We start from the raw sequence: 20,180 nt of genomic DNA, 5'->3' as shown, positions 1-20,180 counted from the left end.
TATTTAGAATCATACTAAATAAGGGGACTGAATTATGCAATTTAAAAAATTTTGGATAACTGTAATTGTTGGTACTTTGGCTTTGTTTTCAGAATTTGTTTTAAAAAATGACAAACTAGCCTATCTGATTGTCCTGATTGCAGGTGGTTTACTAGCTTTGAAAATGCTAGTAGAAATGATTAAAACACTCAGAGAAGGCAAATACGGCGTCGATATTTTAGCCATTACAGCAATTATTTCGACACTGGCGGTCGGTGATTATTGGGCAAGTCTGATGATTCTCATTATGCTGACAGGTGGTGAGGCGCTTGAAGAATATGCTAGCCGCCGTGCTAGTAGAGAGCTAAAGTCCTTACTGGATAATTCTCCACGGCAAGCACACTGTTTACGAAATGATCGCGTTGTAGACCTTCCTGTTGACGAAGTTCAGGTTGATGATATTGTTTTGGTCAAACCTAATGAAATCGTGCCTGTGGATGGTGTGATTATTAAAGGAAATTCAACTTTTAATGAAGCTTCTTTGACAGGTGAGTCGGTTCCAGTTGATAAATCAGTTGATGATGCGATTTTATCAGGTTCTATCAATGGTGATCAGGCTATACAATTTAGAGTAACTAAGTTAGCCAAAGACAGCCAATACCAATTGTTGGTTAACTTAGTTAAGCAGTCGGAAGCGGAACCTGCCCATTTTGTCCGATTGGCTGATCGCTATGCGGTGCCATTCACAATAGTCGCTTACGTTATAGGTGGTCTAGCTTGGTTTGTTAGCAAAGACCCAATGCGTTTTGCTCAAGTCTTAGTGGTTGCTTCGCCTTGTCCCTTAATTTTAGCAGCGCCAATTGCTCTTGTGGCAGGGATGAGTCGTTCAAGCAAAGAGGGAATTGTTATCAAATCAGGTACAACATTTGAATTGCTAGAAAAAGCTAGAACAGTTGCATTTGATAAAACTGGTACAATTACCAGTGGTGTTATGCAGGTGGACCAAGTTAGACCGGCTAATATCAGTGAAAATGAACTGTTAAAGATTGCTGCTAGCGTTGAGCAAGAATCGTCTCATATTTTGGCTCGATCTCTGGTGGACTACGTTAATAAAAAGAAAATTCAGTTGGAGACCATCACTGATTCCAAAGAAATTACAGCTAAAGGTATTCAAGCAAAAATCGGTTCAGATATCGTTACAGTTGGGAAATTGGCACTAATGCCACCGTCAGCTCAAACCATTGTAACTAATCAAACGACCATTTATGTTTCTAAAAATGAAGAGTTTCTAGGTTATATTACTTTTAAGGATAGCATTCGGCCTGAAGCTAAGGAAACCATGACCAAGTTGAAACATTCAGGTATTCATAATTTGGTCATGCTGACAGGTGATAAAGCCAACGTTGCTCAGATTGTAGCAGATGAAGTAGGGATCACGGAAGTACATGCTGACTGTCTTCCACAAGATAAAATATCTCATCTGAAAGGAATCCCTAGCGATGGACACCCAGTTGTCATGGTAGGTGATGGTGTCAATGATGCTCCAGCTCTTGTCATTGCAGATGTAGGCATTGCCATGGCTGCCCATGGTGCCACGACTGCAAGTGATAGTGCAGACGCTGTTATTTTAAAAGATGATTTAAATAAAGTAGCAGTTGTAGTGGACGTTGCTAAAGATACGATGAAGGTGGCTAAGCAATCAGTTTTGCTAGGTTTATTTATCTGTATTTTGCTCATGTTAATTGCTAGTACAGGAGTTATTCCAACTTTGATGGGAGCTATTTTGCAAGAGTTGATTGATACCGTTTCTATTCTTTGGGCACTGCGTGCTCTTAAGGATGTTGCTTAGAGTAAAAAAGCGTATGGAATCCATGCGCTTTTTGATGTTAGAATTGTTTTAAAGTGGCACTAAAACGTGCAACCTTGCTTTTGGCGTATTTAAAACTAATTTTGTTTGCTGCTAAAAATTGCTCGAAATCTTTCTTTCCTTTTTCAGGGTCTGTCACTTCAAGCTCTAACTCAAAATCTTTGGTATTAGCGTACTGATTGCTATCGAGAGCCATGAGCCCAATGGCTGTCTGAGTTTCACGCCTAGTTGTCGTTAAGAAGCCAAAACAACGAACACTTGATGGATTAACGCCATTGTCTTGAATGAGGCGTGTAATAGTATTGTCGGGTAATTGTCCTGATTTAATAATGTCCTTAGCTTGTTCAAGTTCTATGTCAAGGTTGTGCTCGAGGTTTCCAACTTCTTTAGGAATTTTCAAGGTCATCTCAGCTCTGTCTGCAAAAGTTCGGATACGCAGAGACATGCGGTGGCTTTTCAAATCAAAATTCTCAGAATCAAAATAATAATTAGTCTGTATAACAGGGCTGACGTGCGAAAACTGGAAAGACAAACGCTTATATTCATCTTTGGTCAATAAAGTTTTGTATTCGATTTCGAGGTGTTCCATTAGAATCTTTTCCTTTGGCTTTCTATTATGGTATAATAAATCATTATATTAATTTTATAAAAAAGTAAGGTATTTGACAAGAAAGGAGTGATGGTGTAACCATGGAATGGGAAGAATTTTTAGATCCTTATGTCCAGGCAGTAGGAGAATTAAAAATTAAGCTGCGTGGTATTCGAAAACAATTTCGTAAGCAAAATCGCCACTCCCCTATTGAGTTTGTGACAGGCCGAGTAAAGTCTGTTCAGAGTATCAAAGAAAAAATGTCTTTGCGGGGAATTCGCGAAGAAAACATTGCACAAGATCTACAGGATATTGCAGGCCTCCGTATTATGGTTCAGTTTGTGGACGACATTGATGATGTGCTGGCACTTTTGAGGAGTCGTCACGATATGACAATCATTCAAGAGCGTGATTATATTAATAATATGAAAGCCAGTGGTTATCGTTCCTATCATGTGATTATTGAGTATCCTGTTGATACCATAAATGGTCAAAAGACGGTTCTAGCAGAAATTCAGATTAGAACACTGGCCATGAACTTTTGGGCAACTATTGAACATTCACTTAATTATAAATATCAGGGTGAATTTCCTGATGAAATTAAAAAAAGGCTGGAAACAACAGCTAAAATTGCGCTTGAGCTGGATGAGGAAATGCGAAAAATTCGTGAAGATATCCGCGAAGCACAGCTTTTATTTGATCCAGCTAGCCGTAAATTAAATGATGGTGTAGGAAATAGTGATGACACAGACGAATATTACAGATAGACCAACACGTGTGGCAATCATCGCCAACGGTAAATACCAAAGCAAACGCGTAGCTTCCAAGCTTTTCGCAGCCTTTAAAGATGACCGAAATTTTTACCTGTCCAAAAAAGACCCTGATGTGGTTATTTCTATTGGTGGTGACGGCATGCTTTTATCTGCCTTTCACATGTATGAGAAAAATCTTGATACTGTCCGTTTTGTCGGAGTTCATACAGGCCACCTAGGTTTTTATACTGATTATCGTGATTTCGAAGTTGATAAACTGATTGAAAATCTTCGTGCGGACAAAGGGGATAAGGTTTCCTATCCTATTTTGAAAATCAAGATCACCTTGGAAAATGGTCAGGAAGTCACGGCGCGTGCGCTCAATGAGTCCACAATCAAACGCATCGAAAAAACTATGGTGACGGATGTTATCATCAATCATGTCAAGTTTGAGCGTTTTCGTGGTGATGGGATTTCTATCTCTACACCAACCGGCAGTACAGGCTATAATAAATCACTGGGTGGTGCTGTTCTACATCCAACCATGGAAGCTCTACAATTGACCGAAATTTCAAGTATCAATAATCGTGTCTACCGCACACTGGGCTCCTCAATTATTATTCCCAAGAAGGATAAGATTGAGATTGTGCCTAAACGTCAGGGGATCTATACTTTTTCCATTGACAATAAAACCATCCATTACAAGAATGTCGCTAAGGTGGAATATTGCTTGGATTCTAAAAAAATTAGCTTCGTGGCCACCCCTTTTCATACTAGTTTTTGGGAGCGTGTCAAAGACGCCTTTATCGGAGGACAGGATTCGTGAAATTTTCTTTTACAGCAGACAGACGAGCTAAAGTTAAAACTTTCCTGAAAAGTCATGATGTGTCTAAAGCCTTACTTGCAAAGGTTAAATTTAAAGGTGGAAATATTTGGGTAAATGGTGTTGAACAAAACGCCATTTATTTATTGGATGTCGGTGATGTGGTGACCATTGAAATTCCTGACGAATCATCTCATGAAACATTGATTCCCATCAAGCATGACCTCAACATCGTCTATGAGGATGATCACTTTCTGATCATTAATAAACCGCACGGTTATGCCAGCATTCCCAGCATTTTGCATTCTAATACCATGGCTAACTTTGTTAAACATTATTATGTGGAGCAAGATTATCCAAATAAGCAAGTGCACATTGTAACACGACTGGACAAGGACACGAGTGGTCTTATGCTTTTCGCTAAGCATGGTTATGCCCATGCTAGATTGGACAAGCAGTTACAGCAGAAGACTATCCAGAAACGTTACTATGCTTTGGTTTCAGGTAAGGATAAACTGCCAGACGAGGGAGAAATCATTGCCCCCATCGCCAGACCAAATGATAGCATTATTACGCGCTGTGTGCACCCATCTGGAAAGTATGCGCACACCAGCTATAAGGTTGTGGCGCGTTATGGTGATGTTAATTTGATTGATATACAGCTGCATACGGGACGAACGCATCAAATTCGCGTTCATTTTTCCCATATTGGTTTTCCTCTGCTGGGAGATGACCTTTATGGCGGGCGAATGGACTGCGGTATCCAGAGACAGGCTCTACATTGCCATTCTATCCGCTTTTTAGATCCCTTCACTCGTGAAATAAATCACCAGGAAATAAGCTTGACAGATGACTTTGATAGCGTTATCATTAACTTACAGAAAAATTTAGATTGAGGTTTATCTATGCGTAGTTTATTTGGAACATTGCGAGAAAAGGTGGCAAGTAACTATATTAAGATTGTCTTTCCTGAGGGAGATGATGATCGTGTTCTTCGCGCAGCTGCCCGTTTGAAATTTGAGGGTCTCGTTGATCCGATTATTTTGGGGGATAAACAGGATGTTCACGATTCTCTTGCAAGACTTGGATTTGCAGATCAAGATTATAAAGTAATCAATCCTGAAACTTATTCTGACTTGGGTGCCATGAAGGAAAAATTTGTTGAATTGCGCAAGGGTAAAGCAAGTTTAGAAGATGCTGACCGGTTACTCCGTGATGTCAACTATTTTGGTGTGATGTTGGTCAAAATGGGGCTGGCAGACGGTATGGTTTCAGGGGCCAATCATTCAACAGCTGATACTGTTCGTCCAGCTCTACAAATTATCAAGACAAAACCTGGCACTTCACGTACATCAGGTGTATTCTTGATGAATCGTGAAAATACCAATGAACGTTATATTTTTGCAGATTGTGCGATTAACATTGATCCAAATTCACAAGAATTGGCTGAAATTGCAGTTAATACAGCAGAGACAGCAGCAATTTTTGACATTGATCCGAAAATTGCTATGTTAAGCTTCTCAACCATGGGTTCAGCTAAGGCACCACAAGTCGAAAAAGTTCAAGATGCTGTCAGACTTGCTAAGGAGATGGCACCCAATCTTAAATTAGATGGTGAATTACAATTTGATGCCGCTTTCGTCCCAGAAACAGCAGCTATCAAGGCACCAAACAGTGAAGTGGCAGGTCATGCTAATGTTTTCATTTTCCCAGACCTTCAATCAGGTAATATTGGTTACAAGATTGCTCAGCGATTGGGGATGTTTGAAGCCATAGGCCCTATCCTTCAGGGACTTAATAAACCTGTTAATGACTTGTCACGTGGTTCAAGTGCAGAAGATATTTACAAATTAGCCATCATAACCGCTGCGCAAGCCGTTGATGCCAAATAAGACAAATTAAGAATCAAACGCCATCAGAAATGTATGGCGTTTGATTCTTAGGAGGAAAAGATGACAAAAATTGCATTAGTTACAGGAGCTTCAGCAGGTTTTGGTCAGGCCATCGTCAGACAATTAGTCACCGACGGTTACAAGGTGATTGCCTGTGCCCGTCGTTTTGAAAAATTGCAGAGCTTGGCTAGCTCACTTGGTAGTGACAAGGTTTATCCTCTACAGATGGATGTGTCTGTCTCTGACAAGATAGATGCTGCGCTAGAAAATCTACCACAGGATTGGCAAAAGATTGACCTACTAGTCAATAATGCTGGTCTGGCGCTGGGACTTGATAAGGCCTATGAAGCTGACTTTTCAGACTGGCTAACCATGATAAACACTAATATTATCGGGTTGACCTATTTGACACGCCAGCTATTGCCACAAATGGTCAAAAGAAATAGTGGTATGATTATCACTCTCGGTTCAACTGCTGGTACCATCCCCTATCCAGGTGCCAACGTTTACGGTGCCAGCAAGGCCTTTGTTAAACAATTTTCGCTCAATCTGAGAGCTGATTTGGCTGGTACCAAAATTCGTGTGACTAACATCGAGCCGGGTCTTTGTGAAGGTACTGAATTTTCAAACGTTCGTTTCAAAGGTGATGATGAGCGTGCTGAGAAGCTTTATGAAGGAGCCCATGCTATTACATCAGAAGACATTGCCAATACCGTTTCGTGGGTTGCCAGCCAACCTGAGCATGTCAATATCAACCGCATCGAAATCATGCCAGTGTCACAGACATTTGGGCCTCAACCTGTTTATCGCGACTAAAAAAGACCTTTTGGTCTTTTTTTATATCTCATCAAAAAGGTCATTTTTAATCGAAGCACCCGAAGTGACATCCGACCAACCAACGATGGCTTGACCTGTTTCGTTGAGATAGCTAGACAGTAGAGGCTTGATGTTTTGAATATAGTGATACACTCCCTGAAATTCTCCCTTATCATCATAGAGAGCTTGATAGGATTGGATGATCATATCCTGAAAAGACTCTGTCGGCAGTTGGAAATGAAGCGACTTGCTTTCTTGAAGCTGCAAATCCTGCCAAATCCAGTCCGGCAGTTTCTTGGGCTCTGGTTCTGGGAAGAAGGAGCCGTCTGATTGTTTATTAGAATAAACTAGTTTCAAGTCTTTGTCATAAAAACTAGCTCGGTAAGGCAGGAAGTCTAAAAAATGTTCTTCTTTCATCATAAATCAATCATAGACATTTTCTTTGAAAATAGCAAGTTGAGCGTTTTATGATATACTGGAGGAAAGGAGGTCATTATGAAAAAGAAAAAAATTTTAGCCCTTTGTTTCATCGTTGTCAGCAGTGCCCTTATCTTGACAGGCTGTCAAAGCGTCAGCAATTTTTTCAAGACCAGTCAGGAACACTTTCTCGGCCTTTCTGGAACTCTCCGAACATTTGATGAAAATTCTCAGGTCATTGATAAGGTTAAGGGAAAGTCTATCTCTATCAAAAGCGATGATCGTTTTGATATTACGGATTCCAAGGGCAATGTCAGCAAGGAATCTTCTGTTTTGGACATCAGCGTGGGCAGCAGTCAAGTTATTCATGTGGGGTCGACCCTTATCTTTGCGGAAAATGGACTGACCGATTATATGGAAAAATACGCTTCAAAAGTTGATTTGGATAGTAACAAACGCTCCCTGCCTTTCATCAACCGTTTTTACAATCAAGTCAAAAATGATGTGACAGGTGACAGCAAGTTAATTCTCATTCGTTCGCAAACAGGTACGCCGCTAGCAACTTACTTTGGTCGCAAAGTGTCTACATCTGCATCTGATGGCATTCCCAATACGACTTATCTCCTGGTTGATGGCAAACGTCTAATTATCTACCGTGCCGACTTCACCATTTATGATACGGACTTGTTAGACTAAAATAACAATGTGTTTCCTAACTGATTTCATAACTGTTGACACAAAAACGCTCCTGCCTCAAGTGAAGCAGGAGTATTTTTTATGGGAAAACACTATTTGAGTTGGCTGAACTGTTTCTTTTTCAGTTCAAAGATGATGTCAGCTTGTTCAGCTACGGCTGTTTCGTGGGTGACAATGATGACAGTTTTATTTTGCTTGTGGGCGATATCCTTGAAAATACGGACAATATCTTGGGTGGTCTCTTCGTCCAGATTACCCGTCGGCTCATCAGCGATGATAATATTGTGCTCAGTAGCCAATGCTCTGACAATAGCCACTCGTTGCTGTTGTCCACCTGAAAGCTGCAAGACGGGTTTATCAATTAAGCTTTTATCAATTCCAACTAAGTCAAATAAGTTTTCAATTTCTGTCTGGTCGGCTGTTTTGCCAGTGATTTCAAGAGCCGTACTGACATTTTGCCTTGCTGTCATATAGGTTAGGAGATTATAGGCTTGAAAAATGGTGGACACCGCATTTTTGCGGTAGGCTGTTAAACCAGACAGATTAATATCTTGGTCTTCTAAGAAAATTTGTCCAGACTTGGGGACATCGAGCCCTGCCAGCAGGGAAAGAAATGTCGTCTTTCCACTCCCAGATTGACCCAAGATAGCATAGACCTTGCCTTTGTCAAATGCCAAATTGACATCCTTGAAAAGGTAATCGTCTGGGTTGTTTGTGTACCAATAGCCGATATTTTGTGTTTTTAAGGTCATAGAAATCCTCCTAGTTTGATGATAAAATGTCTTTTGGCTTCATACGGATAATGCCAATGCTGGCAAGAATGGTTGAAACAAAAGAGATAAGCAGAGCGATACCGCCTAATTTAGCAAGGTCAGAGATGCCTAACTTAATATTAAGTTTGTCCACTGCCTTAGATGACTGAGCCATGCTCATCATGCTTCCTATGTTGCCACCATCTGGCTTGCCTTGAGGACCTTTATTATCAGCATTTCTACTAGATGATGAATTGTCCGATTGATTTGACTGATTAGATTGATTGCGTGTGCCTTGATCAGGACCACCTTGTTGGCTAACTTGCTGGCTATTTGATGAAGACAGCAGCTGATTTCCTAGTAAGTTACCCACATAATTCCCGGCGACAGTAGCGACACAGAGGGAAACCAAGGTTACCATAAAAAGTTCCATGAAAAATTGCCCAATAATTTTTAGACGTTGTTCGCCCAAACTCATGAGAACACCAATTTCATAGCGACGCTCACGGATGCTGAGGATGATAATCAAGGTCAGGATAACACTACCAGCGACCGCTACTAGAATGACAATATTTTTAGCAATCGCAGAGATATTGTTGAGCGGTTGCAGCATTTGTTGGTAAATTTCGTCACTTGATACGACTGAATATTTTTCCGTATCAATATCCTTTTTAACCGCTTTGACGAAAGAAGCCATCTTAGCTGGGTTAGAAAGGGTAAAGACTGCCGAATCCAGCGTGTCGCTTTCCCCCTTCATTGTATTAGCAGTACTGATAGTAGTGTAGATATTATTTTGAGGGTTAGAGGCATTATTTTGCAGCTGAGCGGAAGTTGCTGTGCTAGATGATTTGTAAATGCCGACAACTTTTAGTGTGTAACTGGTCTCTGTCCCATTGACCGTAGCCTTGACAGTAAAACTATCCCCAACTGAAAGGTTGTTAGCCTTGGCTAAGTCTGATGAGATGACAGCACTGTTATCCTCTGTGCTAGATGCAATGCCTGATCCCTTACTGATTTTACTTGTACCTGATGAGAAGTCGCTAACTTTATCCGTTTCGTTGACACCAGTAATAGTGAAATCACCTGTCACCATTTGTGGACCGCCGCCTCTTTGATTTGAACTATTATTTGACGAGCTAGAACTACTGCTGGTTGAAATGGCACTAATATTATCACCTGCAGTAACCGTCGTCGTAGCAGTGAAGAGATAAGAAGCTATGCCACTTTTCTTAGCTATCTTCTGTGCTAGAGAAAGCGGAATTGTTGTTGAGACTTTCTTAGTTGAACCAGTGCTTGAACTTGATGTGTCACTGCTTGAATTTTGATCAGGTGGTGTCATCTGAGACATCATGTATTTACGATTGATTTGGAGACTGACCGAAGAGCCTGTCTGACTCTTGGCTGATTTGACTGCCAAGTCGGCTGCATTTTTGATGATCAATCCTGCCAAGACGAAAATCAAAATAGCACTAGTGACCAAAGTCAACAAGACCGTTCGCCCTTTTTTCGCCTTGGTCGCTAACCAGGCTCTTTTAATAAAATTCATTGGAATGTCCTCCACTATTTTTGATAGGACTAGCATAATAATCTTAGCTTAAGGCAGACTGAAATAAAACTAAAAGAAGACTTAAAACTTAGAATTCCACGAAGGCACAAAAAATCTCTATCAAAAATATCTGATAGAGATTCCGCAACTGAGTTAAAAGCATTGTTTTAGTTTTTCTTTTTCATTTCACCATGTGGATAGTAAGTTCCTTCAGGCATATCGTTAATGAAGACATGAATAGCTTCTTTTGGAGCTTTAGCAATACGGGAAACAACTTCGGTTACTTCACGCGCAAGCTCAATCTTTTGCTCCTCGGTACGACCTTCAAATAAATCGATTTTAACAAATGGCATAGTAACACTCCTTTAGATTTGATAGTTTCATTTTATCATAAAATTAATAAAAGGCCCATTATTTATGAAGTGTCAAAGTGCTTCTTTTGTGGTAAAATGTTAAGGATACTAGAAAAAGGTAGGAGTAATCTGTTTTGGCTCAATTATACTATAAATATGGGACCATGAATTCAGGGAAGACCATTGAAATTTTGAAAGTGGCTCATAATTATGAAGAGCAGGGCAAGCCTGTTGTCATCATGACATCGGCGCTTGATACGCGTGATGGCTTTGGAGTCGTTTCTAGTCGGATTGGGATGCGGCGTGAAGCTGTGGCGATTACGGATGATATGGATGTCTTTGCTTATATTGACAAGATGCCTGAAAAACCTTACTGTGTTTTAATTGATGAGAGTCAATTTTTGACCAAAAATCATGTTTATGATCTTGCACGCATAGTTGATGAATTAGGCGTGCCTATCATGGCTTTTGGACTTAAAAACGATTTTCAAAATGAATTGTTCGAAGGTTCTAAATACCTCTTACTTTTAGCAGACAAAATTGATGAAATCAAAACCATTTGTCAGTTTTGTTCTAGAAAGGCAACCATGGTATTGCGTACGGAAAATGGCAAGCCTATTTACGAAGGCAACCAAATTCAAATCGGTGGTAACGAAACTTACATTCCCGTTTGCCGTAAGCATTATTTCCACCCAGACATCTAATCTAAGCAGCTCTGCTATTTTACAAAGGAGAAAAGAAAAATGAATATCTATGATCAGTTGCAGGCGGTTGAAGACCGTTATGAAGAATTAGGCGAGTTATTGTCGGATCCAGATGTGGTATCTGATACTAAGCGCTTTATGGAATTATCGCGCGAGGAGGCCAATACTCGTGAAACAGTGGCGACTTATCGTGAATACAAGCAAATCATCCAAAACATCGCTGACGCAGAAGAAATGATTAAAGACGCTGGTGGCGATCCTGAATTGGAAGAAATGGCTAAGGAAGAGCTCAAGGAGTCTAAGGCAGCCAAGGAAGATTACGAAGAAAAGCTGAAAATTCTGCTTTTACCAAAGGATCCCAATGATGATAAAAACATCATCTTGGAAATACGAGGTGCCGCGGGTGGTGATGAAGCAGCGCTTTTTGCAGGCGACTTGTTAACCATGTACCAAAAATACGCAGAAAGTCAGGGGTGGAAGTTCGAGGTTATGGAGTCGTCCATCAATGGCGTCGGCGGTATCAAGGAAGTGGTCGCTATGGTTTCTGGTCAGTCTGTTTACTCTAAATTGAAATACGAATCTGGTGCTCATCGTGTGCAACGTGTCCCTGTTACAGAAAGTCAGGGCCGTGTCCATACCTCGACGGCTACTGTTCTTGTCATGCCAGAAGTGGAAGAGGTGGAATACGAAATCGACCCTAAAGATCTTCGTGTGGATATCTATCATGCTTCTGGAGCTGGCGGACAAAATGTTAACAAGGTTGCGACAGCTGTTCGTATGGTCCATATTCCGACAGGAATCAAGGTTGAAATGCAGGAAGAACGTACGCAACAGAAAAATCGTGACAAGGCTATGAAGATTATTCGTGCGCGTGTGGCTGACCACTTTGCGCAAATTGCACAGGATGAACAAGACGCTGAGCGTAAATCAACTATAGGAACTGGTGATCGTTCTGAGCGTATCCGTACCTACAATTTCCCACAAAATCGTGTGACTGACCACCGCATCGGCCTGACTTTACAAAAATTGGACACGATTTTATCTGGTAAACTGGACGAAGTCATCGATGCTCTCGTTCTTTACGATCAAACCCAAAAATTAGAAGAGTTGAATAAATAATGAATTACGCACAACTTTTTACTCACTATGAGGAAGAGTTAGAAGCAGTAGGTGAAGACAGGGAAAATCTGCTCTTTGTTTTTCGTGAGCTAAAGGAGTGGAATAATCTTGATTTTCTCCTACAGCAAAGTCAAGAAGTAACTCAAGCAGATCAGGAACTGCTGGCTGCAATCGTTGATAAACTAAAAAAACATCAGTCGCCTCAATATATCACAGGTAAGGCTTACTTTCGTGACTTGGTTTTGACAGTGGATGAGCGCGTGCTCATTCCACGGCCTGAAACGGAGGAGTTGGTGGACTTGATTTTGGCGGAAAATAGCAGAGCTGGCTTATCTATTTTGGATATTGGAACGGGTAGCGGAGCCATTGCTATTTCACTCAAGCAATCCCAACCAGGCTGGCGCGTGAGCGCGTTAGATATTTCTAGCGACGCTCTTGTTGTCGCTGAGCAAAATGCACAAGTCAATCACGTTGACATTGACTTTTTGCAATCAGACGTGTTTAGCGATGTCACTGATAAGTTTGATATCATCGTTTCTAACCCACCCTATATTTCCAGAAGTAATAAAGATGAGGTGGGCCTAAATGTTTTGTCTTCTGAACCTCATCTAGCGCTTTTTGCGGACGATGACGGCTATGCCATTTACCGCAAAATCATAGAAGAAGCGCCAGCTTATTTGACTGAGCAAGGAAAACTCTACTTTGAAATTGGCTACAAGCAAGGTCAAATGGTGGCTCAAATGATAACAGCTAACTTTCCGCAAAAGCGTGTCAGAGTTTTACAGGATACCTTTGGAAAAGATAGAATGGTTGTGATGGATAATGGATGATTTAAGAGAAATTTTGGCAAACGGGGGCGCAGTTGTGCTGCCAACTGAGACTGTTTATGGTTTATTTGCTAAGGCTCTGGATAAAGAAGCTGTTCAGCATGTTTACGATTTAAAAAATCGTCCACTGGACAAGGCGATGAATCTCAATGTAGCTGATTTTGAGACCATCATGGCTTATTCCCAAAATCAGCCTTACGATTTGAAAAAGCTTTATGATACTTTTTTGCCTGGACCACTGACTATTATTTTGCAGGCCAATCATCAGGTCCCAAGCTGGATTAATTCTGGTCTGCCTACCGTTGGTTTTAGAGTGCCAAATCATCCCAAGACTTTGGAGATAATCAAAGAACTGGGACCACTGATTGGTCCGTCAGCTAATCTGTCCGGTCAAGATAGTGGTAAGGTTTTTAAAGATATTGTCAAGCAATTTGGCGGACAAGTGACAGGTTTGGAGGATAATGCTGCTCTTACGGGACTTGATTCTACTATCGTAGATTTATCTGGTGACCAAGCAAAAATCTTGCGCCAGGGAGCCATAACTCAAGAACAGATCTTACAAGTTCTTCCTCAACTAAATTTTGAAAATAGACAGTAGGCTAAGGCCTGCTTTTTCTTTATTTTAGAAAATTCATTTTATTTTCCATAGCCTGATGAGGATTTTCATCTCTTTTATGTGGTATAATAGGCATATCGTTTTTATAGTAAAGGAGACCCCTCAATGATTTTTGATAAAGATAATTTTGAAGCTTTTGACCCCGAACTTTGGGCGGCTATTCATGCTGAAGAAGTTCGCCAACAAAATAATATTGAACTGATTGCTTCTGAAAATGTTGTTTCTAAAGCAGTTATGGCTGCACAGGGAAGCGTTTTGACCAATAAATACGCGGAAGGCTACCCTGGCAAACGTTATTATGGTGGAACAGAGTGCGTTGATGTGGCCGAAAATTTGGCTATTGAACGTGCCAAAGAATTGTTTGGTGCAGCTTTTGCTAATGTTCAACCGCATTCAGGTAGTCAGGCCAACGCCGCAGCCTACATGGCTTTGATTGAACCGGGAGATACTGTTCTTGGAATGGATTTAGCAGCTGGCGGTCACTTGACACATGGCTCACCAGTCAGCTTCTCTGGTAAGACTTATAATTTCATTCCTTATACTGTTAATCCTGAGACAGAAGAGATTGATTATGATAAACTTCGCGAGCTCGCCCATGAGGTTCATCCTAAATTGATTGTGGCTGGTGCTTCAGCTTATTCACGTACTATTGATTTCTCTAAATTCCGCGAAATTGCTGACGAAGTTGGTGCCTACTTCATGGTTGATATGGCACACATCGCAGGACTTGTGGCTTCTGGTCATCACCCAAGTCCTGTACCTTATGCACATGTCACCACAACAACGACCCATAAGACTCTTCGGGGACCTCGTGGCGGACTTGTTTTGACTAATGATGAAGCTATCGCTAAAAAAATTAACTCAGCTGTTTTCCCAGGTTTACAAGGAGGCCCATTGATGCATGTCATCGCGGCAAAAGCTGTCGCACTTAAAGAAGCTTTAGATCCAGCCTTCAAAGAATATGGTGAAAATACCATCAAAAATGCCCAAGCAATGGCAGACGTTTTCAATCAACACGAGAATTTCCATGTTATTTCAGGTGGAACAGACAATCACGTCTTCCTCGTTGATGTGACTAAGGTCGTGGAAAACGGAAAATTAGCACAAAATATTTTGGAAAGTGTCAATATCACACTCAACAAGAACTCCATTCCATTTGAAACCCTGTCACCATTTAAGACATCAGGGATTCGTATTGGATCCCCAGCCATCACTAGTCGTGGTATGGGCGTAGACCAAGCTCGTCAAATCGCAGAGCTAATGGTTAAAACTCTTGAAAACTACCAAGACGAGGCTATTTTAGAAGAAGTTCGACAAGAAGTCAAAGCCTTGACAGACGCTTTCCCACTTTACGAGAATTTGTAAGATGATGGATTTATACTTAAGACGCATCATTGTCCACCAATTTACGCCAAATGATACCGAGCTAATTTTTTCAGATAATTTCTTGGAAATCACGCCAAGATTGGATGAGTATTTCCGCAAGAAATTAGACAAGGTTTTCTCAGATGAAGCTAAACGCGGCTCTTTTGACAGCGACAATGTTTTTTTAAGCAATTTAAGAGATGATTTGATGGAATCATCTCTTAAGATTGCCCAGCTTTGGAAGGAAGAATTTGTCATTTCTGAAGACCAGAAAACGAACGACCTTGTTTTTATTCAATTTGACAAAGAAGGTGTGGAACATTTTGCTTTTCTACGCATTGCTTTGAGAGAGAACTTAACCCATATTGCAGGTGACAACCAAGTACCTATCAAGGTGACGCAAAATAACCTGCCAAGTGCAGCTCAGACGCCTGACGAAGCTTTGGTCATCAATCGCCGCAATCATAACTATTATTTGATTGAAAAGCGTATCAAGCACAATGGTAGCTTTGCTAATTATTTTTCTGAAAATCTTTTGCAAGTTCAACCTGAGCAATCAATCAAAAAATCTATCAAGCTAGTGGAACAGACGGCTCAAAAAATTGCAGAAAATTTCAATCGAGATGATTTTGCCTTTCAGTCTAAGATGAAATCGGCTATCTATAACAATTTGGAAGAGGAGCAAGAGCTCTCACCTGAAAAATTGGCTGACCAACTCTTTGATGATAATTTAACGGCCAGACTAACCTTCGTTGATGAATTGAAAGAAGTCATTCCAGAACCTATAACGGTTGCAGATGTGGATTATTCAAGACAAACTAAAAAATTGGAAAGTCAGAAATTGTCTTTATCAAACGGTATTGAGCTGATTGTGCCAAACAATGTTTATCAGGATGCAGAATCGGTGGAATTTATCCAAAATCAAGACGGAACCTACTCCATTTTGATTAAAAACATACAGGATATTCAGAATAAATAAAATGTTTAAATTAATACGACGACTTATTTTAGTCATTATTATTCTTTTTTGTGGCTATCATCTTTATGTCGTGCATGAAAATGTTAAAAATGTCATGCAGTATAAGGAACTTGTTTCCAAAACGCTGGCTGACAATAACACGGACACCAATGTTGAACTAGTTTTAGCCATGATTTATACTGAGACCAAGGGAGCCTCTCAGGACGTTATGCAGTCAAGTGAAAGTTCCAGTGGTGTAGCCAATTCTATTACAGATAGCCAAACCAGCATCAAACAAGGTGTGACTGTCTTGTCTAATAATTTGACTCAAGCTAATAAGTCACAAGTTGATGTCTGGACGGCTGTTCAAGCCTACAATTTTGGCACAGCTTATATCGACTACGTGGCTAAGCATGGGAATAAAAATACCATTGAATTAGCTAAGACATACTCACGTGATGTTGTCGCACCAAGTCTTGGTAACACGAGCGGGGAAACCTACTTTTATCATCATCCCCTAGCCTTAATCTCAGGCGGAAAATTATATAAAAATGGTGGCAACATTTACTATGCACGCGAAGTTCACTTTAACCTATACTTGATTGAAATTATGAGTCTTTTTTAGAAAGTGTCAAAATGAAAGAGTTAAGTCAATATTTTAAAGGGTATCTAAAAGAAACTATTTTAGGCCCCTTTTTTAAATTATTAGAAGCTTCTTTTGAACTTCTAATTCCTGTTATCATCGCGAGAATTGTTGATAGTATCATTCCTCATCATGATAAAAGTCAGCTTTTACTGATGATTTTACTCCTATTTGGTTTAGCCAGTGTGGGAGTTATAGTCTCTCTAACAGCCCAGTATTTCTCATCAAAATCGGCAGTTGGCTACACCAAGCAGCTAACCCAAGATCTTTTTGTCAAAATTATGTCTCTTAGCAAAAAAGACCGCGATGAGCTGACAACATCAAGTCTAGTCACTCGCCTAACCAGTGATACCTATCAAATTCAGACAGGAATCAACCAATTTCTTCGTCTCTTTTTGAGAGCCCCTATCATTGTTTTCGGAGCCATTATCATGTCCTTTACAATCAGTTCAAAGATGACTCTTTGGTTTTGGGGAATGGTCATGGTCCTTTTTATAATCGTTTTTGTCATGTCACGCTTGCTTAATCCTCTCTATGCTAAAATTCGTTTAGCAACAGACAAGATTGTCAATCTGACTAGACAACAAATGCAAGGGGTTCGTGTTATCCGAGCGTTCAATCAAGTTGATAATGAAGAAAAACAATTTGCTCAGCTCAATCAAGACTACACAGACTTACAATTAAAGGCAGGAAGTCTGTCTAGCCTAGTCACTCCGCTGACCTACCTAGTAGTCAATGTGACTCTCCTCATAGTCATCTGGAATGGAAGTATTCAAGTATCAGATAAACTGTTGTCACAAGGGATGCTGATTGCTTTGGTCAATTACCTGCTTCAGATCCTGACCGAACTTTTGAAGATGACCATGCTAGTAACTTCTCTTAATCAGAGCTTCATAAGTGCCAAACGTATCGTAGAAGTTTTTGACAAGCCATCCGAAAACCTGGATGGCGACCTTGAAATATTTGAGTCAAATGGCCATGCTTTGGTTCTCAATCACATATCTTTTACCTATCCAATGGCGGCTGAAGCAGCTTTGAAAGACTTAGATTTTACTCTTCAAAGTGGCCAGTTCTTAGGGATTATTGGTGGGACAGGTTCTGGCAAGTCAACTTTGGTAGAGCTGCTCAATCACCTCTATACGCCTCAAGAAGGCAGCTTAGCGATTTTCCAAAAGAATAAATCTCCCCAAACTATTAGGCAGTGGCGTCAGTGGGTTAGGGTCGTTCCGCAAAAAGCAGAGCTTTTTCAAGGCAGTATCCGTTCTAATTTGACTTTAGGACTAGAACGAGAGGTCAGTGATCAAGAGCTGTGGTGGGCACTTGATATTGCGCAGGCTAGCGATTTTGTGACTGAGAGAGAAGGACAACTTGATGAAGTTGTCGAAGCTTTCGGTCGTAATTTTTCTGGAGGACAAAGGCAACGCTTGACCATTGCCAGAGCGCTTTTACAGCCAGCACCGTTTTTAATTTTGGATGATTCTACCTCAGCTTTGGATTATTTGACAGAAGCTAAACTCCTGTCGGCCATAAAAGAAAATCTTCAAGGAACGACAGTTATCATGATTTCGCAACGGACTAATAGCTTGAAATCAGCAGATAAGATTCTCTTACTTAATAAAGGGCAACAGGCTGGTTTTGCTAACCACGATGAATTACTGGCAAACAATGAACTTTATCAATCCATTCATTACTCGCAGCATAGGAAGGAGAAGGGAAATGAGAGCATCTAATCAAGGTCAAACTAGCAAACGCCTAGTCAAGGATTTGATAGCTCAGAAACGTCTAATTGTCTGGGCAATGCTGGGCACTGTCATCCAAGTTGTTTTGACAGTCTATCTTCCAATCTTAATCGGGAATGCTGTAGATGTGGTTTTGAAGCCTAATTCTCTCAAATTACTTCTCCCTATTTTGATCAAAATGGTTGTAGTTATTTTGATCAATACCCTCATCCAATGGCTCAATCCTTTGATTTATAATAAACTGGTCTTTCGACTTATCTCTGAATTCCGTCAGAAGGTCATGGTCAAACTGAATCAGCTTCCCATTTCTTACTTGGATAGGAAAAGCGTTGGAGATTTGGTTAGCCGCGTCACGACAGATACTGAGCAACTTAGCAATGGCCTACTCATGGTCTTCAACCAATTCTTTATTGGTATTTTGACAATTATCATTACCATCATCACTATGGCTGACATTGATTTTCTCATGCTTTTCTTGGTACTGATTTTAACCCCCTTATCATTATTTGTGGCGCGTTTTATTGCAAATAAAAGCTACACGCTTTATCAAAATCAAACTCAGTCGCGAGGACGACAAACTCAGTTTATTGAGGAAATGATTACGCAAGAAAGTCTCTTGCAGACTTTCAATGCCCAAGAGCAAAGCATCTCTGACTTTACCAAAATCAATATAACCTATGCCGACTATTCGCAAGGAGCCATATTTTATTCCTCTGCCGTCAATCCATCTACCCGCTTTATCAACAGCCTCATTTATGGGCTTTTGGCGGGAGTGGGAGCACTGAGAATTATGTCCGGTGCCTTTACCGTTGGACAGTTGACCACCTTCCTCAATTACGTCAATCAGTACACCAAGCCTTTCAATGATATCTCGTCAGTTTTGTCGGAAATGCAGAGTGCCCTTGCCTGTGCAGATCGACTTTATATGATTTTGGATGAGGGTTACCAAGTTTTGCCTGTCAAAGCAAAGTTGGATGCTCAAAAATTAAAAGGACAGGTTTCTTTCAATCACGTATCCTTTGGCTATCTCAAAGACAAGCCTTTGATTAAAGATCTGACATTGGATATTCCAGCGGCTTCCAAGGTTGCTATCGTTGGGCCGACAGGGGCTGGAAAATCAACCCTCATCAATCTTCTCATGCGTTTTTACGAAGTTGATGGCGGCCAGATCTTGTTAGACGGTGTGCCTATTAGCGATTATGCTGTTGAAGACCTTCGTAAACAAATTGGTATGGTCTTGCAGGAAACCTGGCTTAAAACAGGGACCATTCATGACAATATCGCTTATGGTTATCCAGATGCCAGCCGTGAAGAAGTAGTCGCAGCAGCCAAGGCAGCTAATGCAGACTTTTTTATCCGTCAGTTACCACAAGGTTATGATACTTATCTGGCCGACGCAGGTTCTTCCTTGTCGCAAGGACAGCATCAGCTATTGACCATCGCCAGAATCTTTATCAAAATTCCTAAAATGCTGATTTTAGATGAAGCAACCTCCTCCATTGATACACGGACTGAAATACTGATTCAAGAAGCTTTTGAAAAGCTTATGAAAGGACGAACCAGCTTTATCATCGCTCACCGCTTATCAACCATTAGAAGTGCAGACCTAATTTTAGTCATGGTTGATGGTAATATCGTTGAGTACGGTAATCACACTCAACTCATGGCGCAAAAAGGTGTCTACTATCAAATGCAGACAGCTCAGGATGTAAGTAGTCTGTAGAATT

Annotated in this window: 21 protein-coding genes; 16 read left to right on the top strand and 5 right to left on the bottom strand. The window is 40.7% G+C overall.

Annotated features, from left to right (window positions below):
- Positions 1-31 precede the first annotated feature (31 nt).
- Positions 32-1,828: a heavy metal translocating P-type ATPase gene (locus tag A3GS_RS0107185; RefSeq protein WP_169333420.1), complete on the top strand. Its 1,797-nt coding sequence runs from the start codon at positions 32-34 to the stop codon at positions 1,826-1,828.
- A 37-nt stretch (positions 1,829-1,865) separates the two neighbouring features.
- Here A3GS_RS0107185 and A3GS_RS0107180 read toward each other — a convergent pair whose 3' ends face one another.
- Complete coding sequence (locus tag A3GS_RS0107180) at positions 1,866-2,435, bottom strand: CYTH domain-containing protein (protein ID WP_018364747.1); 570 nt, start codon at positions 2,433-2,435, stop codon at positions 1,866-1,868.
- Positions 2,436-2,536: 101 nt separating this feature from the next.
- On the opposite strand from A3GS_RS0107180, the gene yjbM reads away from it, so the two are divergent.
- Genes yjbM through A3GS_RS0107155 form a run of 5 tightly spaced genes read left to right on the top strand, consistent with a single transcriptional unit; the run spans position 2,537 to position 6,718 of the window.
- Positions 2,537-3,202, top strand: a complete 666-nt coding sequence (yjbM, locus tag A3GS_RS0107175) for a GTP diphosphokinase (protein ID WP_018364746.1) — start codon at positions 2,537-2,539, stop codon at positions 3,200-3,202.
- On the top strand, positions 3,177-4,013 hold the full coding sequence (locus A3GS_RS0107170; RefSeq protein WP_018364745.1) for an NAD kinase: 837 nt from the start codon (positions 3,177-3,179) through the stop codon (positions 4,011-4,013). Before yjbM ends, A3GS_RS0107170 begins: the two co-directional genes overlap by 26 nt.
- Positions 4,010-4,906: an RluA family pseudouridine synthase gene (locus A3GS_RS0107165; RefSeq protein WP_018364744.1), complete on the top strand. Its 897-nt coding sequence runs from the start codon at positions 4,010-4,012 to the stop codon at positions 4,904-4,906. The genes A3GS_RS0107170 and A3GS_RS0107165 overlap by 4 nt, the downstream gene beginning before the upstream one ends.
- 9 nt (positions 4,907-4,915) lie before the next feature.
- Positions 4,916-5,902 carry a phosphate acetyltransferase gene (pta, locus tag A3GS_RS0107160; protein WP_018364743.1) on the top strand — a complete coding sequence of 329 codons (987 nt, stop codon included), beginning with the start codon at positions 4,916-4,918 and terminating at the stop codon, positions 5,900-5,902.
- Positions 5,903-5,962: 60 nt separating this feature from the next.
- Entirely contained in the window at positions 5,963-6,718 is a 756-nt protein-coding gene (locus A3GS_RS0107155; RefSeq protein WP_018364742.1) for an SDR family oxidoreductase, read from the top strand.
- Between the two features lie 21 nt (positions 6,719-6,739).
- On the opposite strand, the gene A3GS_RS0107150 is transcribed toward A3GS_RS0107155, so the two are convergent.
- On the bottom strand, positions 6,740-7,138 hold the full coding sequence (locus A3GS_RS0107150; RefSeq protein WP_018364741.1) for a hypothetical protein: 399 nt from the start codon (positions 7,136-7,138) through the stop codon (positions 6,740-6,742).
- 75 nt (positions 7,139-7,213) lie between these two features.
- Here A3GS_RS0107150 and A3GS_RS0107145 point away from each other — a divergent pair, with 75 nt between their 5' ends.
- Positions 7,214-7,831, top strand: coding sequence for a DUF5052 family protein (locus A3GS_RS0107145; protein WP_018364740.1), 618 nt, complete (start codon positions 7,214-7,216; stop codon positions 7,829-7,831).
- Between the two features lie 92 nt (positions 7,832-7,923).
- On the opposite strand, the gene A3GS_RS0107140 is transcribed toward A3GS_RS0107145, so the two are convergent.
- The 3 genes from A3GS_RS0107140 to A3GS_RS0107130 form a co-directional block, all read right to left on the bottom strand.
- Entirely contained in the window at positions 7,924-8,583 is a 660-nt protein-coding gene (locus tag A3GS_RS0107140; RefSeq protein WP_018364739.1) for an ABC transporter ATP-binding protein, read from the bottom strand.
- A 10-nt stretch (positions 8,584-8,593) separates the two neighbouring features.
- A complete protein-coding gene (locus A3GS_RS0107135; protein WP_018364738.1) occupies positions 8,594-10,129 on the bottom strand; it encodes an ABC transporter permease in 1,536 nt (511 codons plus the stop codon).
- 167 nt (positions 10,130-10,296) lie between these two features.
- Positions 10,297-10,482, bottom strand: a complete 186-nt coding sequence (locus A3GS_RS0107130; RefSeq protein WP_018364737.1) for a 4-oxalocrotonate tautomerase — start codon at positions 10,480-10,482, stop codon at positions 10,297-10,299.
- A gap of 134 nt (positions 10,483-10,616) precedes the next feature.
- On the opposite strand from A3GS_RS0107130, the gene A3GS_RS0107125 reads away from it, so the two are divergent.
- From A3GS_RS0107125 to A3GS_RS0107085, 9 genes are all read left to right on the top strand, one after another.
- Entirely contained in the window at positions 10,617-11,186 is a 570-nt protein-coding gene (locus tag A3GS_RS0107125; RefSeq protein WP_018364736.1) for a thymidine kinase, read from the top strand.
- Between the two features lie 39 nt (positions 11,187-11,225).
- Complete coding sequence (gene prfA / locus A3GS_RS0107120) at positions 11,226-12,305, top strand: peptide chain release factor 1 (protein ID WP_018364735.1); 1,080 nt, start codon at positions 11,226-11,228, stop codon at positions 12,303-12,305.
- Positions 12,305-13,135 (top strand): peptide chain release factor N(5)-glutamine methyltransferase, encoded by an 831-nt coding sequence (gene prmC / locus A3GS_RS0107115; protein ID WP_018364734.1) that lies wholly within the window; start codon positions 12,305-12,307, stop codon positions 13,133-13,135. Before prfA ends, prmC begins: the two co-directional genes overlap by 1 nt.
- Positions 13,128-13,730, top strand: coding sequence for an L-threonylcarbamoyladenylate synthase (locus A3GS_RS0107110; RefSeq protein WP_018364733.1), 603 nt, complete (start codon positions 13,128-13,130; stop codon positions 13,728-13,730). The genes prmC and A3GS_RS0107110 overlap by 8 nt, the downstream gene beginning before the upstream one ends.
- Positions 13,731-13,853: 123 nt before the next feature.
- Positions 13,854-15,113, top strand: a complete 1,260-nt coding sequence (gene glyA / locus A3GS_RS0107105; RefSeq protein ID WP_018364732.1) for a serine hydroxymethyltransferase — start codon at positions 13,854-13,856, stop codon at positions 15,111-15,113.
- A gap of 1 nt (position 15,114) precedes the next feature.
- Complete coding sequence (locus A3GS_RS0107100; protein ID WP_018364731.1) at positions 15,115-16,092, top strand: nucleoid-associated protein; 978 nt, start codon at positions 15,115-15,117, stop codon at positions 16,090-16,092.
- Between the two features lies 1 nt (position 16,093).
- Positions 16,094-16,696: a lysozyme family protein gene (locus A3GS_RS0107095; RefSeq protein WP_018364730.1), complete on the top strand. Its 603-nt coding sequence runs from the start codon at positions 16,094-16,096 to the stop codon at positions 16,694-16,696.
- Between the two features lie 11 nt (positions 16,697-16,707).
- The gene (locus A3GS_RS0107090) at positions 16,708-18,444 is read left to right on the top strand and encodes an ABC transporter ATP-binding protein (protein WP_018364729.1); all 1,737 of its coding nucleotides are present in this window, start codon (positions 16,708-16,710) and stop codon (positions 18,442-18,444) included.
- Positions 18,431-20,176, top strand: coding sequence for an ABC transporter ATP-binding protein (locus A3GS_RS0107085; RefSeq protein ID WP_018364728.1), 1,746 nt, complete (start codon positions 18,431-18,433; stop codon positions 20,174-20,176). Before A3GS_RS0107090 ends, A3GS_RS0107085 begins: the two co-directional genes overlap by 14 nt.
- The last annotated feature ends 4 nt before the right edge of the window (positions 20,177-20,180 follow it).

Origin of the sequence: Streptococcus caballi DSM 19004 (assembly GCF_000379985.1) — a bacterium.
GTDB lineage: Bacteria > Bacillota > Bacilli > Lactobacillales > Streptococcaceae > Streptococcus > Streptococcus caballi.
Note: the sequence above shows the minus strand (reverse complement) of the source record. Positions and strands in the feature narration are given on the sequence as shown.

Excerpts from the sequence above, each read along its gene's own strand:
- A3GS_RS0107180 (WP_018364747.1), bottom strand. The coding sequence starts at position 2,435 with ATGGAACACCTCGAAATCGAATACAAAACTTTATTGACCAAAGATGAA.
- yjbM (WP_018364746.1), top strand. The coding sequence starts at position 2,537 with ATGGAATGGGAAGAATTTTTAGATCCTTATGTCCAGGCAGTAGGAGAA.
- A3GS_RS0107170 (WP_018364745.1), top strand. The coding sequence starts at position 3,177 with ATGACACAGACGAATATTACAGATAGACCAACACGTGTGGCAATCATC.
- pta (WP_018364743.1), top strand. The coding sequence starts at position 4,916 with ATGCGTAGTTTATTTGGAACATTGCGAGAAAAGGTGGCAAGTAACTAT.
- A3GS_RS0107155 (WP_018364742.1), top strand. The coding sequence starts at position 5,963 with ATGACAAAAATTGCATTAGTTACAGGAGCTTCAGCAGGTTTTGGTCAG.
- A3GS_RS0107150 (WP_018364741.1), bottom strand. The coding sequence starts at position 7,138 with ATGATGAAAGAAGAACATTTTTTAGACTTCCTGCCTTACCGAGCTAGT.
- A3GS_RS0107145 (WP_018364740.1), top strand. The coding sequence starts at position 7,214 with ATGAAAAAGAAAAAAATTTTAGCCCTTTGTTTCATCGTTGTCAGCAGT.
- A3GS_RS0107140 (WP_018364739.1), bottom strand. The coding sequence starts at position 8,583 with ATGACCTTAAAAACACAAAATATCGGCTATTGGTACACAAACAACCCA.
- A3GS_RS0107135 (WP_018364738.1), bottom strand. The coding sequence starts at position 10,129 with ATGAATTTTATTAAAAGAGCCTGGTTAGCGACCAAGGCGAAAAAAGGG.
- A3GS_RS0107130 (WP_018364737.1), bottom strand. The coding sequence starts at position 10,482 with ATGCCATTTGTTAAAATCGATTTATTTGAAGGTCGTACCGAGGAGCAA.
- prfA (WP_018364735.1), top strand. The coding sequence starts at position 11,226 with ATGAATATCTATGATCAGTTGCAGGCGGTTGAAGACCGTTATGAAGAA.
- prmC (WP_018364734.1), top strand. The coding sequence starts at position 12,305 with ATGAATTACGCACAACTTTTTACTCACTATGAGGAAGAGTTAGAAGCA.
- A3GS_RS0107110 (WP_018364733.1), top strand. The coding sequence starts at position 13,128 with ATGGATGATTTAAGAGAAATTTTGGCAAACGGGGGCGCAGTTGTGCTG.
- glyA (WP_018364732.1), top strand. The coding sequence starts at position 13,854 with ATGATTTTTGATAAAGATAATTTTGAAGCTTTTGACCCCGAACTTTGG.
- A3GS_RS0107100 (WP_018364731.1), top strand. The coding sequence starts at position 15,115 with ATGATGGATTTATACTTAAGACGCATCATTGTCCACCAATTTACGCCA.
- A3GS_RS0107095 (WP_018364730.1), top strand. The coding sequence starts at position 16,094 with ATGTTTAAATTAATACGACGACTTATTTTAGTCATTATTATTCTTTTT.
- A3GS_RS0107090 (WP_018364729.1), top strand. The coding sequence starts at position 16,708 with ATGAAAGAGTTAAGTCAATATTTTAAAGGGTATCTAAAAGAAACTATT.
- A3GS_RS0107085 (WP_018364728.1), top strand. The coding sequence starts at position 18,431 with ATGAGAGCATCTAATCAAGGTCAAACTAGCAAACGCCTAGTCAAGGAT.